Below are 14,792 nucleotides of genomic sequence, written 5' to 3'. Positions count from 1 at the left end.
TCAATCGACGGCGATGAGCGCCGCGGCCACGGCGCGGTCTTCCGCCAGAAGGACATTGTAGGTCCGGACCGCGGCCCCGGTCGACATCGGGTCGGACGTTATGCCGGCCTCTTTCAGCGCCGCCCGCAGCGCCGCCGGCAAGGGCCGCAAATCCCTGCCCATGCCGACCAGCAGGATCTCGACCTTGTCGGCTTCCGCCAGAAGCTTGTCGAAATCCGCGACGGTCAGCGCCAGGGGATTTGCCGGCTCCCAGCCATGGATGCCCGTGGGCAAGCAGAGCAGCGAGCCGCGATGCGACATGTCGGCAAAGCGAAACCCGCCATTGCCATAGGCCTCTATCGGCGCGCGGCCGGGGAAATGCGCCTCGCGGATGACGATGCCTTTGCCGGTCACCACTCTGTCACCCTTCGGGCCGCGCGTCAGGTCGCGACGGCCTTGCCGCCGTTCACCGGCTTTTCCTCATCGGCCGAAGCCTGCGGCCGCAGCTTGAACAGGATCAGCAACGGCGCCGCGATGAAGATCGACGAATAGGTACCGAACACGACGCCGAACAGCATCGCCAAGGTAAAGGAGCGGATCACTTCGCCGCCAAACAACACCAGCGCCAGCAGCGCCAAGCTGGTCGTCACCGACGTCAGCGTCGTTCTCGACAACGTCTCGTTGATGGCGTTGTTCAGCAGCTGCGGTAGAGGCATTCGCTTGTATTTTCGCAGATCCTCACGGACGCGGTCATAGACGACGATCGTGTCGTTCAGCGAATAGCCGATGATGGTCAGGATCGCCGCCAACGACGACTGGTTGAATTCGAGCCCGGTGATGACGAAGAAGCCGAGCGTCATGACCACATCGTGCACCGTCGCGACAATGGCGCCGACCGCGAACTGCCATTCGAAGCGGAACCAGACATAGACCAGGATGCCGACCAGCGCGACGATCATGGCTATCGTGCCTTGCTTGGCAAGTTCGCCGGAAACCGTCGGGCCCACCACTTCGACACGGCGGAAATTATACTGGTCCTGCAGCTCGCCGCGCACCTTGTCGATCACGGTCTGCTCGGCATTTTCACCCGCGTCTTGTGTGCCGACGCGGATCAACACGTCGTTGGGTGCACCGAACTGCTGCACCTGGACTTCGCCGATGTTCAGTTCCGTCAATCTGCCGCGGATGTCGGCGAGATCGGCATTGCCCGACTTGGATTGTACCTCGATCAGCGAACCGCCCTTGAAATCGATGCCGTAATTGATGCCGGCGCTCATAAACAGCACCACGGACAGGATCGACAAGGTGCTCGACAGCGCGAACGTCCACCGCCGGATACCCATGAACGGAATTTTCGTGCCGGGTGGAATGAAGGTCACCGGTGCCTTCGGCAATTCCTTCGGACGGGCGCGGCGCAGCCAGATCGACACCAGCAGGCGGGTGAAGGTGAAAGCGGTGAAGACCGTGGTCAGGATGCCGATGGCATAGGTGATGGCAAAGCCCTTCACCGGTCCGGTACCGAGATAGAACAGCACCACTGTCGCAATCAGCGACGTGACGTTGGAATCGACGATGGTCGCCAGCGCCTTCGAGAAGCCGGTGTCGATCGCCTGGATCACCGAGCGGCCGGCTCGTCGCTCCTCGCGGATACGCTCGTAGATCAGCACGTTGGAATCGACCGCCATGCCGATGGTCAGCACGATACCGGCGATACCGGGCAAAGTCAGCGTCGCGCCAAGCAGCGACAGCAGCCCGACGATCATCGCCACGTGCACCGCCAGCGCGATGTTGGCGAGGAAGCCAAGGAAGCCGTAGGCGACGAACATGAACGCCACGACGAGGATCGAACCGATGATGCCGGCGACCTTGCCGGCATGGATCGAATCCTGGCCCAGGCCCGGACCGACGGTGCGTTCCTCGATGACGGTCAATGTCGCGGGCAGCGCGCCGGCGCGCAGCAGCACGGCGAGGTCGTTGGCGCTCTGGGCAGTGAAATTACCGGAGATCTGGCCGGTACCGCCAAGGATCGGCTCGCGAATCTGCGGCGCCGAGATCACCTGGTTGTCGAGGATGATGGCGAACAGCTTGCCGACATTCTGCGCGGTGGCCTGGCCGAAGCGGGCAGCGCCCTTCGAATCGAAGCGGAACGAAACCACCGGCTCGTTGTTCTGCGAATTGTATGTCGCCTGTGCGTCGACGAGGTTTTCACCCGATACGATGACGCGGTTCTCGATCAGGTATGGAACCGGCGGATCGTCCTGCGAATAGAGCACCGAAGAACCGGCCGGCGGGCGCCCCCTGAGCGCATCCTGCACCGGCATCGACTGGTCGACCATCTGGAAGGTCAGCTTCGCGGTCTGGCCGAGGATTTCCTTCAGCCGCTGCGGATCCTGCAGGCCGGGCACCTGGACAAGGATGCGGTCGTCGCCCTGCCGCTGCACGATGGGCTCGGTCGTGCCGAGTTCGTTGACGCGGCGCTCGACCACTTCGATCGACTGCGCCAATGCGGTCGATGTGCGGTACTTGATACCGGCGTCGGTGACGGTGAACTTGAGCAGCCCCGGCTCGGAATCGTCGAGCGACATTTCCTGGATGGAGCCGCCTGTGAACAAGCCGGCTGCGACAGGATCGGTCAAGCTCTTCAACGCTTTCTTGGCGGCATCGAGCTGAGCGGGATCGGTGATGCGGACCTGCAGGGTCTTGCCGGTACCGGCAAGACCCGTATAGCCGATCTTGGCATCGCGCAGCAGTGTGCGGATTTCATCGCGCGTCGTCTCGAGCCGATCCTTGATCAGATCGTTCTGGTTCATCTCCAGCAGGATGTGCGAGCCGCCCTGGAGATCGAGGCCGAGTGTCATCTGCCGCTTCGGCACCCAGCTGGGGAGCTGGGCCAGCGTGCTGGCGGGGAACAGGTTCGGCGCGGCGAGGACCACTGTGGCGGCCACGGCCAGCCAGATCAGGATCATCTTGAAGCGCGAGAAATAAAGCATATGGCGTCGTCCGTCAGAGCGTGTCCGCGGATCGCTCCGCCTGGAATTTGGTTATTTCTTGGCGTTCTGGTTGGCGACCGGTTCGCCCTTGACGCGCACGTCGGCAATCGTCGAGCGCAGCGCCGTCACCTTGGTGCCGCCACCAAGGTCGATCTCGAGTTCGTTGTCGTCGATCACCTTCGTCACCTTGCCGACGAAACCGCCGCCGGTGACGACCGTGTCGCCGCGGCGAACCGCCGCCAGCATCTCGCCGCGCTTCTTCAGCTGCGTGCGCTGCGGGCGGATGATCAGAAAATACATGATCACGAAAATCAGGACAAACGGCAAAATGCTGATGAACATATCGGGAGAGGCGCCGCCGATGCCTTGGGCGTATGCCGGTGTCACGAACATCGAGGTACTCCTGAATTTTGAAAACAGCCGCCAAACCGTCTTGTGGAATTTGGCGGCCCCTAGAAATTTGGCCGGAATATAGTCGGTAAAGTTGTCAATGCAACTGCGCGACCGGGCAAATCCGCCGCTTTTCCGGCCTGTTTAGCCGTGTTAGAGCAGGATCGCGAAAAGCGCGAGCCGGTTTTCGGAAAAGATCACGTTCGAACAAATGGTTGCAACCGGTTTCGAAACCGCCGGAATCGAACCGGGTCCGCCTGCCACTGCAAAAACCAACGCAAAAAGACCTGATATGACCGATACCAGCATCGATGCCTTGAACCAGAAACTCGACCGCCTGATCGAAGCGGTCGGCCGCCTCGCTCCGCCGCCGGTCCCTGAAACCGACCTCGACGTGGCCGACTGCTTCGTCTGGCAGGCCGATCCCGGCTATCTGGAGCCGGTGCGCAAGGTCAATCGCGTCGACATCGGCCTGATCCGCGGCGTCGACCGCGTCCGCGACATCCTCGTCGACAACACCGAGCGCTTCGCCGCCGGCTTCGCCGCCAATAACGTCCTGTTGTGGGGCGCGCGCGGCATGGGCAAATCGTCGCTGGTCAAGGCCGTGCATGCCGAGATCAATGCCAAGGCCAAATCACAAAAGCCCAAGTCCGACCTGCCGCTCAAGCTGATCGAAATCCACCGCGAGGACATCGACACGCTGCCGAAGCTGATGAGCTTGCTGAAGGCGGCCCCTTTCCGCGTCATCCTGTTTTGCGACGACCTGTCCTTCGATCATGATGATACGTCCTACAAGTCGCTGAAGGCGGCGCTTGAAGGTGGCGTCGAGGGACGCCCGGCCAACGTCATCTTCTACGCCACATCGAACCGCCGTCACCTGTTGCCGCGCGACATGATCGACAATGAGCGCTCGACCGCCATCAACCCGTCCGAAGCGGTCGAGGAAAAGGTCTCGCTATCCGACCGTTTCGGCCTCTGGCTCGGCTTCCACAAATGTTCGCAGGACGAATATCTCGACATGGTCAACGGCTATGCCAGCCATCATGGCCTCGACATCGATCCCGAGCAGCTGCGCGCCGAAGCGCTGGAATGGGCAACGACGCGCGGCAGCCGCTCCGGCCGCGTCGCCTGGCAGTTCACGCAGGATTTGGCCGGCCGGCTTGGCAAGCCGTTGAAGGATTGATGCGTTTGATCGCGTCGCGGGCGCAACGTCATCCGGGCGGTTGAGCCCGTCGCAGATCGCCCGGCGTTTGGCCGATCTCGCGGCGCATCCAGTGCGCCAGGTGTGACTGGTGCGCGAAGCCGGTCAATTCCGCCACTTCGCTTGTGCTGAGATCGCCTCGCAACAGCAGAACGCGTGCGCGTTCGACGCGACGTCGCAACACGTAGCGGTGCAGGGTGACGCCCGTCGCCACCTTGAACCATGTCCGCAAATGCGAGCTGCTCGCGCCGGCAACCCGGCTTAGTCGATGCGTCGAAAGCGGCTCGTGGAGAGCCGCCTCGATGTACTCCAGCACGCGTTTCAGCTGGGTATCCGACAAACGGTTCGTTCGACCGATATCAGGTTCGCCGAGGCCAAGCAGCCTCACCGCCAGTGCGGCGCCAATGCTGTCGGCAAACAAAGGGTCACTCGGCGAGTTCGACTTCAATTCGCTCTCGAGCGCCCGGGCGAGATGTTCGATGCGCTGGTCACGAAGCAGGTGACGCGTGTCGAACCGCACTGCTTGTGCCTTGCCGCCAAGTTCCGCCGCCACCCTTTCCATCAGCGCCGGCTGCAACGCAATCTCTATCGTGTCGAACGGGGTTTCGGCCTCGAAGCCGCCTTCCTGGCCGGCCGGCACCAAGTCGATATCACCGGCGCGCCTGACGAAATACCGTCCGACCTGATTGCAGTAGGAACGTGTCGCCGCGCTGGCATGCACCATGATGCGATGGTGTGGCGCCCGGGACAGACGATGGACGCCAGCTTCGACATGCCGGGAGGCCATTGTTACGTCGGACGCGGCTTGGGCCGAAGCGTATTGCGAACGCATGCTCTCTCGATTCATGGCAAAACCTGTTCAAGATTTGGCAATTCCCGCGCGATTTTCAATGCCGTGGACCTGTACTCACGCCTCTCCATCAAACCTGGAAGAGAGGCTATGCCATGAGTTTCTATGTTGTTGTCGGAGCCGGCCCGGTCGGTCGCGAAACCGCTCGCCTTCTTGGCGAGGAAGGACATGACGTCGTTCTCACCAGCCGAAGCGTCGGTTCGAACGGATTGCGGAATGTGCGGGCCGTACAAGCCGACGCCACCGATGCCTCGGACCTCGCGCGTGTCTGCCAAGGCGCCGATGCCATCTTCATGTGTGCCATGGCCACCTATCACAGGTGGCCGACCGACTTCTTCCCCATCATCGACGGTACCGTGCGCGCGGCCGAAACGGTGCGCGCCAAGCTCATCGTACTGGGAAACCTGTATGGCTATGGGGAAAATGCCGACAGCCCGCTTCGCTCCGACCTTTCCCTGGACCCGACTTCGAAGAAAGGAACCGCTAGGACGATCATGTGGCAGCGGGCGGTTCGGGCCGATGTACCGGCGATCGAAGTGCGGTCGAGCGACTATCTCGGACATGGCGCCATCAGCTACTTCTCGCTTGTTGCGCTGCCTTCCATCATCGAGGGGAAACCCACCGCTTTCATTGGAAACCTCGATGCGACGCATGCCTGGGCCTTCACCAAGGACGTCGCCAGGACGCTTGTCGCGGCCTCCCGCTACACGGGCGAATGGGGGCGCGCGTTTCACGTTCCCTCGCAATACGCCTCACCCAGGGAGCTCATCCAGAAAACCGCTGCGATGCTTCGGCGAGAGATTTCAGAAACGCGTTCCTATTCCATCGCCGAGATGGAGGCATTGGGCATGCATGAGCTGATCGAGATGAGTTATCTTTTTGAGAACCCCTTATTGGTGGATTCTTCCGACGCGGAGGTCCTTCTCGGCATCAAGGCCAGCAGCCTCGAGGTCATGATCGCCGACACCCTGCGCGATCACCTTTGAGCCTTGAGCAACAGGCATCCGACAAAACTGAAAAAGCCCGCTCCTTTCGGGGCGGGCCTGAGCCGGCGGGCTGGACTGGAGGTCAGGCGGCCCGCAAATCGCTTTTTTTATTCTATTCGAGATAACCTGACGGGTCGACCGGAGCCGAGTTCTTGCGCACTTCGAAGTGCAGCTTCGGCGAGTCCGTCGTGCCGCTCATGCCGGACAGGGCAATTTCCTGGCCGCGCTTGACCTTCTGGCCGCGCTGCACCTCGATCGAGCTGGCGTGGCCATAGACGGTGACCAGACCATTCTCGTGGCGCACCAGCACCGTGTTGCCGAATTCCTTGAGCCCATCGCCGGCATAGATGACGACGCCGTTCTCGGCCGCCTTGACCGGCGTGCCTGACGGCACGGCGATGTCGACGCCGTCCTTGCCGGATCCGAAACCGGAAATCACCCGGCCGCGAACCGGCCAGCGCATCTTGCCGATCCCCGTGGCACCCGGCGCCACCGCGTCGTCGTCCTCAGCCTGCTGGATGACCTTCGCGTCCTTCTTCGGCGGCGTGTAGGAAGCCAGCGTTTCCGACGGCGTGGCCTTTGCCGCGGGCTGCGTGGTGGCCGTGGTCACCGGATCGATCTTGGCCGGCTTGGCGCTGGCGACTGTCGCCGTTCCGCCGGCCGGCACCTTCAGCGTCTGGCCAATCTTCAACAGGCCATCCTTCATGCCATTGGCCTGCTTCAGCGCGACGACGCCGACACCGGTCTTCCTGGCAATCGAGGACATCGTGTCGCCCGACTGAACCGTGTAGGTACCGGCGGCGCTGGTTGCCTTGGCCGCCTGCGCCGGCTTGGGCTCCTTGGGCAGGCTCGCGGCGGCCGACGCACCGACCTGAGCGGCGGACTTGCCTTCCTTCAGCTTCGGTTGCTGCGGCAGCACGGCCACCTTGTCCGGCGCGGAAGCCGGGAGATCGTGCTTGCCGTCCTTCACCGGCTTTGCGTCGGCAACCTTCGGCTCGCTTTTGCTTGAATAGGCATAGGCCGGGATGACGATCTTCTGACCGGACTTCAGCCCCTTGGTCGGGCTCAGGCCATTCACCTTCATGATGACATCGGCCGGCACCTTGTAATGCGTCGCCAGGCCGGAAATGGTCTCGCCGTCCCTGACGACGATTTCGGTGGCGTGCGGCGTGCCTGCCTGGGCCATCTTCGGCTCGTCGGGCTGGGTATTCTTGAAAGGCTTCGCGGCCGGCGCGACGGTGCCGGTCGTCGTCCTGTCGACATGAGGAGCGGGCCGAACCAGGGCCGGCGCCGACGCGACACGCACCGGTTTGGCGGCAGGCGCGAGCGCTGGAGCCGGCTGCGCCTGCGCGGAAGCCGGCGGCGGCAATGGCCGGCTCGAAACCGGTTCGAGACTGGAGCGGCTCACCGACTGCGTGTGGGTGCCGTCGAGCGGAGCAGCCGAGACATCGCCCGGATAGGGCTGCGCGGCATCCTGCTTGTTGATGATGGCGCGCTGGTTGTTCGTCGAAGAGGTGAAGACGTCATCGACACTGTTGAACCGCGAAGCCTGGGAACTGCATCCGGCCGCCGCGCCCGCAATCATCAGAACAGCGCAGCCCCGCGCCAGATTGCGACTATTTGCCTTCAAAACACTGAGTTGCATCGCACTAACCCGCACAAAACGCTGCACCAACTGGACAGGATTAAAGCGCGTTAATGTTACTGGGCGGTTAACCCATTAGAATCCGACGAAAATTTTCTTAAAACATTTGAGGATGGTCAGCGATACGGATAGCTGGGCCGAAATGAGATCCGCAGCCTGTCCGAAACTAGATAACCGCTGCCATGCTGCGCAGGATTGGTTGCAGCCGCACCATGCCGATATCCTCGCGTTCGAAACGGCTGCCGACCTTGGTGAGCTTGGCCAGCACCTGCTCGCCCTCTTCCGGCCCGATCGGCGCGATGACGATGCCGCCGCTCGACAACTGGTCGAGCAGGAAGCGCGGCAGGCTGTCGAACGCCGCCCAGGCCACGATGCGGTCGAACGGCCCTTCATTGGGCAATCCGTTGGAGCCATCGGCCTGGCGCACGATGGCATTGCCGATGCCGAGCGCCTCGAAACGCTGCCGGGCTTGCTCGACCAGCGTCTTGTAGCGATCGACGGTCACAATGCGCGCCGCCAGCCGCGACATGACAGCCGATGTGTAGCCGGAACCGGTGCCGATCTCGAGCACACGGTTTCCCGTTTCGATGGCGAGTGCGGCGATCACCGCCGCCTGCATGTCGGCGCCTTCGATCGCTTCGCCGCATTCGATCGGCAGCATGCGATCCGACCAGGCGATCTGGTGGAACTGCGCCGCCAGGAAACCGCGCCGCGGTGTCGCTTCGAAAGCCGCGATCAGTGCCTTCGGCACCGTTCCCCTGCCGCGCAGGCGCAGCAGGAAAGCGGCAAATCCTTCGCGATCATCGATTGGAAAGCCTTGGTTCATGCAAGCGCCTTGCTCAGCTGGTCACGGATCTCATGCGCGGTAAGGTCAAGCTGCAACGGCGTTACCGACACCAGCCGGTTGCGCAAGGCAAAGAGGTCGGTGCCTTGTTTGCCTTCGACCGGCTCGCGGCCGAAGCGAAGCCAATAGTAAGGCAGGCCGCGCCCGTCTCGGCGCTCGTCGACCCACAGGCTGTGCACCAGCTTGCCCTGCGTGGTGACCACTGTGCCGGCCACCTCCTCGGGAAGGCAGTTGGGGAAATTGACGTTGAGCAGGACGCCGTCGGGCAATGGCGTCGCCACGAGCTTCTTCAGCAGCGCCGGCGCCAGCGCCTCGGTGGTCTCGTAAGGGACGACCCGGTCCTCGCCGACATAGCTGTAGCCCTGGCTGAGCGCGATCGACCTGATGCCGAGCAGCGCGCCTTCCATGGCGCCGGCGACGGTGCCGGAATAGGTCACGTCGTCGGCGATGTTGGCGCCCGAATTGATGCCGGACAGGATCAGGTCGGGTGCACCGGGCAGGATCTTCTTGACGCCCATGATGACGCAGTCGGTCGGCGTGCCGCGTACGGCAAAATGCTTCTCGCCGATTTTTCGCAACCGCAGCGGCTCCGAAATCGACAACGAATGCGCATAACCCGATTGGTCCTGTTCCGGCGCCACCACCCAGACATCGTCGGACAGTGTGCGGGCGACGCGTTCGAGCGACGCCAGGCCCTCGGCATGAATGCCGTCATCATTGGTCAGAAGGATACGCATTATTTCGATTCGATCTTTCCCAGACCGCCCATGTAAGGCCGCAGCACTTCAGGAATGGTTACGCTGCCATCCTCATTCTGGTAGTTTTCGATGACAGCAATAAGCGCGCGGCCGACAGCGGTGCCCGAACCGTTGAGCGTATGGACGAAACGGTTGCCCTTGCCATCCTTGTCCTTGTAGCGGGCATCCATGCGGCGCGCCTGGAAATCACCGCAGACCGAGCAGGACGAGATTTCGCGATAGGCGTTCTGGCCCGGCAGCCAGACCTCGATGTCATAGGTCTTGCGCGCGCCAAAACCCATGTCGCCGGTGCATAGCACCATGGTGCGGAACGGTAGCTCGAGCCGCTTCAGGACCTCCTCGGCGCATTGCGTCATCCGCTCGTGCTCGGCGAGCGAGGAGTCCTGGTCGGTGATCGACACCAGCTCGACCTTGTAGAACTGATGCTGGCGCAGCATGCCGCGCGTGTCGCGTCCCGCCGAGCCTGCCTCCGAACGGAAGCAGGGAGTCAGCGCGGTGTAGCGCAGCGGCAGCTTTTCGTGGGCGGTGATCTCTTCGCGCACGAGATTGGTCAGCGGCACTTCTGCTGTGGGGATAAGGTACCTTCGCTCGCGATCGTTGTAGAAAAGCCTCACCAACTTAGCGAGACCTTCGGTGGAGGCCTTCTGATCACTTTCTGAACCGTCAGCCTGAGTGATTTGCCGATTAGGCTGAAGGAACGCCGACACCTTGTCTCTAAAATCAAGAAGCCCTCGTGCTATGTCGTGTGATTGCACCTCCTTTGGGATGCCTGTTGAGAAAAGGTCCTCCTCAAATTTCGGCAACTGACCGGTGCCAAACATCACGTCGTCCTTCACCATCAACGGCGGGATGACCTCCTCATAGCCGTGTTCGGTCGTGTGCAGGTCGAGCATGAACTGGCCGATCGCGCGTTCCATCCGCGCCAGGCCGCCCTTCAGCACGGTGAAGCGCGAGCCCGACAGCTTTGCCGCACGCTCGAAATCCATCATGCCGAGCGCTTCGCCGATCTCGAAATGCTCCTTCACCCAGTTCGGCCGCGTCGGCGCCTTGCCGACAATATGCCTGACGACATTGTCGTGCTCGTCCTTGCCGACCGGAACGTCGTCGAGCGGCACATTGGGCAGCACCGCCAGCGCGTCGTTCAGCGCCTTGTCGAGCTCTCGCTCGCGCGCCTCGCCATTCTGGATAAAGGTCTTGATCTCGCCGACTTCGGCCTTGAGCTTTTCGGCAAGGGCAGCATCGCCCGAACGCATGGCATTGCCGATCTCCTTCGAGGCGGCGTTGCGGCGCTCCTGCTTGGTCTGCAGTTCGGTGACGTGCTCGCGCCGCGCCTCGTCCTTGGCAATCAGCCCGTCGACCGTGGATTGCGCCTCAGCCGACGGCCACGAGCGCTTGGTGAGCGCCTCGACGAGAGCCTTCGGGTTGTCGCGAATCCATTTGATATCAAGCATGGTTATCCGTCCTCAAGCTAGGCAGGAGGGCGTAAACCGCATCCTCGATCGATGCAAGATGAGGCGGGGCGGCGGTTGTCGTTTTCCGCCGCTGGCGTCTTACGAGGCAGCCGGGGCCGGAGGCTCGTCCGGCGCCTTGTCCGCCACGGTCTCGCCGGCTTCCTGCTTCTCGCGCGCCAGCCGCTGTTTTTCCTGATCCCGCTCGATCCATCGCGCGGCCCAGATGGAGACCTCGTAGAGAACGATGGTCGGAATGGCCAGGCCGATCTGGCTCATCGGATCCGGAGGTGTCAGCACCGCGGCCACGATGAAGGCGATGACGATCGCCCATTTACGTTTTTCCGCCAGCGCCTTGGACGACAGCATGCCGACACGCGTCATCAGGCTGGTCACCACCGGCAACTGGAACACCAGGCCGAAGGAGAAGATCAGCGTCATGATCAGGCTGAGATATTCCGACACTTTCGGCAGCAGGGAAATCTGTACCTGGTCGTCCGTGCCTACCTGCTGCATGGCGAGGAAGAACCACATCACCATCGGCGTGAAGAAGAAATAGACCAGCGAGGCGCCCATCAGGAACAGGATGGGCGATGCGATCAGGAACGGCAGGAAGGCATTGCGCTCGTTCTTGTAGAGGCCAGGCGCGATGAATTTGTAGATCTGCGTGGCGATCAGCGGAAAGGCAATGACCATGCCGCCGAACATGGCGAGCTTGACCTGCGTGAAGAAGAATTCCTGCGGCGCGGTGTAGATCAGCTCGACCTTGTGCGGGTCGAGCCCCGCCCATTTCGTCGCCCATTTGAACGGGACGACCAGAAGGTTGAACAGCCGCTTGGCGAAGAAGAAACAGACCAGGAAAGCGACGAAGAAGCCGCCGAGCGACCAGATCAGCCGTCGGCGTAACTCGATGAGATGCTCGATCAGCGGCGCGGACGATTTCTCGATCTCGTCCTTTTCCTTGTCCGAAACGCTCACTTGGCGGCTCCAGCCGTCTTTTTGGCTCCCGGCTTCTTCGCCGGAGCAGGCTTCGGTTCGGCTTTTGCTGACGCTTTGGCAGCAGTCGCCTTGGGTGCAGGTGTCGCTTTCGCCTTCACCGCGGGTGCGGCTTTTGCCGTCACCGCCTTCGCAGATGTCGAGGCCATGGACGGCGCCTTCGCGGCCGGGGCCGCCTTGGCGGTTTTCTTGGCCGCAGCTGCCTTCGGCGCAACGGCAGGATCCGTGGATGCCGCCACAACCGATTCATCGGTCATCGCCGGGAAAATCGGGGCTGGTGTCGTGGCTTCAGGCCCGTTGACGCCAGGCATTTCAGTCGCGCCGTTCTTCAACGGCTCGGCCGCCTGTGGCGTCGAAGCGGCAGGCGCCGACGGATCGGCGGCCGGCTTCGGCTTCATCGCGGCATCGACACCGGCGCGCACATCGGCCGCCGCCTGCTCGAACGGATTGAGCTGCTTTCGGATTTCGGCAACCGGGCTCAGGCCCCTGAGCTCGTCGACCGACTTCTTCACGTCGTCGAGCTCGGCTTCCTTCAATGCCTCGTTGAACTGTTTCTGGAAGTCGGCGGCCATGGCGCGCAGCTTCGCCGTCGTGCGGCCGAAGGTGCGCAGCATGTTGGGCAAATCCTTCGGCCCGACGACCACGATCATGACGATCGCGATCACCAGCATTTCGGTCCAGCCGACTTCAAACATGGCAATCCGTTCCGACTAGAACTTCTTGGCTCAGCTCTTGCTGGCCTTTTCCTTCGCGGCCGAAACGGTCTCATCGGCACGGTGTTCGACGGTGCGCTTGTCGTCGGCAACGTCGTCGTCGGCCATGCCCTTCTTGAAGCTCTTGATGCCCTTGGCCATGTCGCCCATCAGCTCGGGAATCTTGCCGCGACCGAACACCAGAAGCACGATGACCAACACGATCATCCAGTGCCAAATCGAAAATGAACCCATAGCAAATCTCTCTCGAATGTTTTCCCTGGCGATGATCTATGCGTTTTCGCGTTGGGATTCAAACACAACCGCGACAGAGTTTATGAAAGGGTGTCGGATGTCACGCATTTTCAGCGATGCGGCCCGCTACCAAACGGCACATGTAAAGGTGCAAGACGGCTTTTGATAGGCGCTCGTGGTCAATCTTCCGTGACGCGCGGCGTCAGCAGACCGAGCTCCTCGAGATCGATGTCGGTCAGCGGATCCTCGTCCTCGGTCAGCGCGTCGGGATCGGCCGGCGGCTGCGGGATGGAGAAGTTCGACGGCATGCGGCCTGACAGCAGGCCGGCGCCCTTCAGTTCCTCCATACCCGGAAGATCGCGGATCTCTTCGAGCGCGAAATGATCGAGGAAGGTTTCGGTGGTGCCATAGGTGACGGGACGGCCGGGCGTTTTGCGCCGGCCGCGCATGCGCACCCATTCCGTCTCGAGCAGCGTATCCAGCGTCCCCTTCGAGGTCTCGACGCCTCTGATGTCCTCGATCTCGGCGCGCGTCACCGGCTGGTGATAGGCAATGATCGCCAGCACCTCGAGCGCCGCCCGCGACAGCTTGCGCTGCTGCACCGTATCGCGGCTCATCAGAAAGGCGAGGTCGCCAGCGGTGCGGAACGCCCAGGCGTCGCCGACCCGGACCAGATTGACGCCGCGCCGGGCGTAGATCTGCTGCAGCTCTGTCATGGCGAGGGTAAGATTGATGCCATCGGGAAGGCGTGCGGCAAGCTGCTTTTCGCTGACGGGTTCGGCGCTGGCGAACACGATCGCCTCGGCCATGCGCACGGCTTCCGCCAGATACAGCCGCTCGGCCGGGTTCTGTACCGGATTCCCGGCCGAGGCCTGGTCGATCTCGCCGTCTTCCGACTCATCATCCATCTTGAATGGGATAACCGAAGCGTTGGCGCGTTCGCTCATGATGCCACCTCGACTGCCTTGATTGTCTGTGCGCGGTGGTCGCGCAGATAGATCGGTGCGAACACCTCGTCCTGCCGCATATCCATCTTGCGCTCGCGCACCAGTTCCAGTGTGGCCGCGAACGAACTGGCGATCGCGGTGCGCCGCTCTTGCGGGCTGGTCAGATATCGGATGAGGAAGCTGTCGAGCGTCGTCCAGTCGCACAGCGAGCCGATCAGCCGGGTCAGGATGTCGCGAGCGTCCTTGAGTGACCAGACGCCGCGCCTGGCGATCGTCACGTTGGTGATCGCCTGCTTCTGCCGCTGCTGCGCATACGCGGTCAGGAGATCGTAAAGCGACGCCGAATAGGTGTTGCGCTTCTCGATGATGACCATTTCCGGCATGCCGCGTGCGAACACGTCGCGGCCGAGCCGGTTGCGGTTGACCAGACGCGCCGACGCATCGCGCATGGCTTCGAGCCGCTTCAGCCGGAATTGCAGCACCGCCGCCAGTTCCTCGCCGCTTTCGCCCTCTTCGCCCGGCTGCTTGGGGATCAGGAGCTTCGATTTGAGGAAGGCCAGCCACGCCGCCATCACCAGATAGTCGGCGGCAAGTTCGAGCCGCAGCGCCCGCGCCGTCTCGACAAAGGTCAAATATTGCTCGACCAGCGCCAGGATGGAAATGCGCGCCAGATCGACCTTCTGGGTGCGGGCAAGGTGCAAGAGAAGATCGAGCGGGCCTTCGAAGCCGGCCACGTCGACGACCAGCGACGGGTCGCCCGTCAGCCGTGACTCATCGTTCTCGGCCCACAGGCGGTCCATCGGTGCAGCCT

15 protein-coding genes are annotated in these 14,792 nt (G+C 62.4%); 2 read left to right on the top strand and 13 right to left on the bottom strand.

The window, feature by feature from the left end; all coding sequences use genetic code 11:
• The 3 genes from EN851_RS02740 to yajC are packed head-to-tail and all read right to left on the bottom strand — an operon-like array spanning position 1 to position 3,362.
• Positions 1-393: an Mth938-like domain-containing protein gene (locus EN851_RS02740; protein ID WP_127872650.1), complete on the bottom strand. Its 393-nt coding sequence runs from the start codon at positions 391-393 to the stop codon at positions 1-3.
• Positions 394-419: 26 nt separating this feature from the next.
• Positions 420-2,969 (bottom strand): protein translocase subunit SecDF, encoded by a 2,550-nt coding sequence (gene secDF / locus EN851_RS02735; RefSeq protein ID WP_127872651.1) that lies wholly within the window; start codon positions 2,967-2,969, stop codon positions 420-422.
• A gap of 51 nt (positions 2,970-3,020) precedes the next feature.
• Positions 3,021-3,362, bottom strand: coding sequence for a preprotein translocase subunit YajC (gene yajC / locus EN851_RS02730; RefSeq protein ID WP_010909882.1), 342 nt, complete (start codon positions 3,360-3,362; stop codon positions 3,021-3,023).
• A gap of 289 nt (positions 3,363-3,651) precedes the next feature.
• Between yajC and EN851_RS02725 the strand changes: the two genes are divergently transcribed.
• Positions 3,652-4,542, top strand: a complete 891-nt coding sequence (locus EN851_RS02725) for an ATP-binding protein (RefSeq protein ID WP_127872652.1) — start codon at positions 3,652-3,654, stop codon at positions 4,540-4,542.
• A gap of 28 nt (positions 4,543-4,570) precedes the next feature.
• On the opposite strand, the gene EN851_RS02720 is transcribed toward EN851_RS02725, so the two are convergent.
• Positions 4,571-5,392: an AraC family transcriptional regulator gene (locus EN851_RS02720; protein WP_127280318.1), complete on the bottom strand. Its 822-nt coding sequence runs from the start codon at positions 5,390-5,392 to the stop codon at positions 4,571-4,573.
• Positions 5,393-5,505: 113 nt separating this feature from the next.
• Here EN851_RS02720 and EN851_RS02715 point away from each other — a divergent pair, with 113 nt between their 5' ends.
• Complete coding sequence (locus EN851_RS02715; RefSeq protein ID WP_135929139.1) at positions 5,506-6,396, top strand: NAD-dependent epimerase/dehydratase family protein; 891 nt, start codon at positions 5,506-5,508, stop codon at positions 6,394-6,396.
• A 112-nt stretch (positions 6,397-6,508) separates the two neighbouring features.
• On the opposite strand, the gene EN851_RS02710 is transcribed toward EN851_RS02715, so the two are convergent.
• The 9 genes from EN851_RS02710 to EN851_RS02670 form a co-directional block, all read right to left on the bottom strand.
• A complete protein-coding gene (locus EN851_RS02710) occupies positions 6,509-8,041 on the bottom strand; it encodes a peptidoglycan DD-metalloendopeptidase family protein (protein ID WP_135928473.1) in 1,533 nt (510 codons plus the stop codon).
• 166 nt (positions 8,042-8,207) lie between these two features.
• Positions 8,208-8,867, bottom strand: a complete 660-nt coding sequence (locus EN851_RS02705; RefSeq protein WP_127872656.1) for a protein-L-isoaspartate(D-aspartate) O-methyltransferase — start codon at positions 8,865-8,867, stop codon at positions 8,208-8,210.
• Positions 8,864-9,622 (bottom strand): 5'/3'-nucleotidase SurE, encoded by a 759-nt coding sequence (gene surE / locus EN851_RS02700; RefSeq protein ID WP_127281111.1) that lies wholly within the window; start codon positions 9,620-9,622, stop codon positions 8,864-8,866. The genes EN851_RS02705 and surE overlap by 4 nt, the downstream gene beginning before the upstream one ends.
• Positions 9,622-11,094, bottom strand: a complete 1,473-nt coding sequence (gene serS, locus EN851_RS02695; RefSeq protein ID WP_127872657.1) for a serine--tRNA ligase — start codon at positions 11,092-11,094, stop codon at positions 9,622-9,624. The genes surE and serS overlap by 1 nt, the downstream gene beginning before the upstream one ends.
• Positions 11,095-11,193: 99 nt before the next feature.
• Positions 11,194-12,069: a twin-arginine translocase subunit TatC gene (tatC, locus tag EN851_RS02690; protein ID WP_127872658.1), complete on the bottom strand. Its 876-nt coding sequence runs from the start codon at positions 12,067-12,069 to the stop codon at positions 11,194-11,196.
• Complete coding sequence (tatB, locus tag EN851_RS02685; RefSeq protein ID WP_135866833.1) at positions 12,066-12,782, bottom strand: Sec-independent protein translocase protein TatB; 717 nt, start codon at positions 12,780-12,782, stop codon at positions 12,066-12,068. The genes tatC and tatB overlap by 4 nt, the downstream gene beginning before the upstream one ends.
• 30 nt (positions 12,783-12,812) lie before the next feature.
• Entirely contained in the window at positions 12,813-13,034 is a 222-nt protein-coding gene (locus EN851_RS02680) for a twin-arginine translocase TatA/TatE family subunit (RefSeq protein WP_015317533.1), read from the bottom strand.
• 179 nt (positions 13,035-13,213) lie between these two features.
• Entirely contained in the window at positions 13,214-13,981 is a 768-nt protein-coding gene (scpB, locus tag EN851_RS02675; RefSeq protein WP_127280243.1) for an SMC-Scp complex subunit ScpB, read from the bottom strand.
• Positions 13,978-14,781, bottom strand: a complete 804-nt coding sequence (locus tag EN851_RS02670) for a ScpA family protein (RefSeq protein ID WP_135929138.1) — start codon at positions 14,779-14,781, stop codon at positions 13,978-13,980. Before EN851_RS02670 ends, scpB begins: the two co-directional genes overlap by 4 nt.
• Positions 14,782-14,792 lie beyond the last annotated feature (11 nt).

Origin of the sequence: Mesorhizobium sp. M8A.F.Ca.ET.208.01.1.1 (assembly GCF_004791315.1) — a bacterium.
GTDB lineage: Bacteria > Pseudomonadota > Alphaproteobacteria > Rhizobiales > Rhizobiaceae > Mesorhizobium.
The sequence above is the reverse complement of the archived record's forward strand: the minus strand, read 5'-3'. Positions and strand labels throughout refer to the sequence as shown.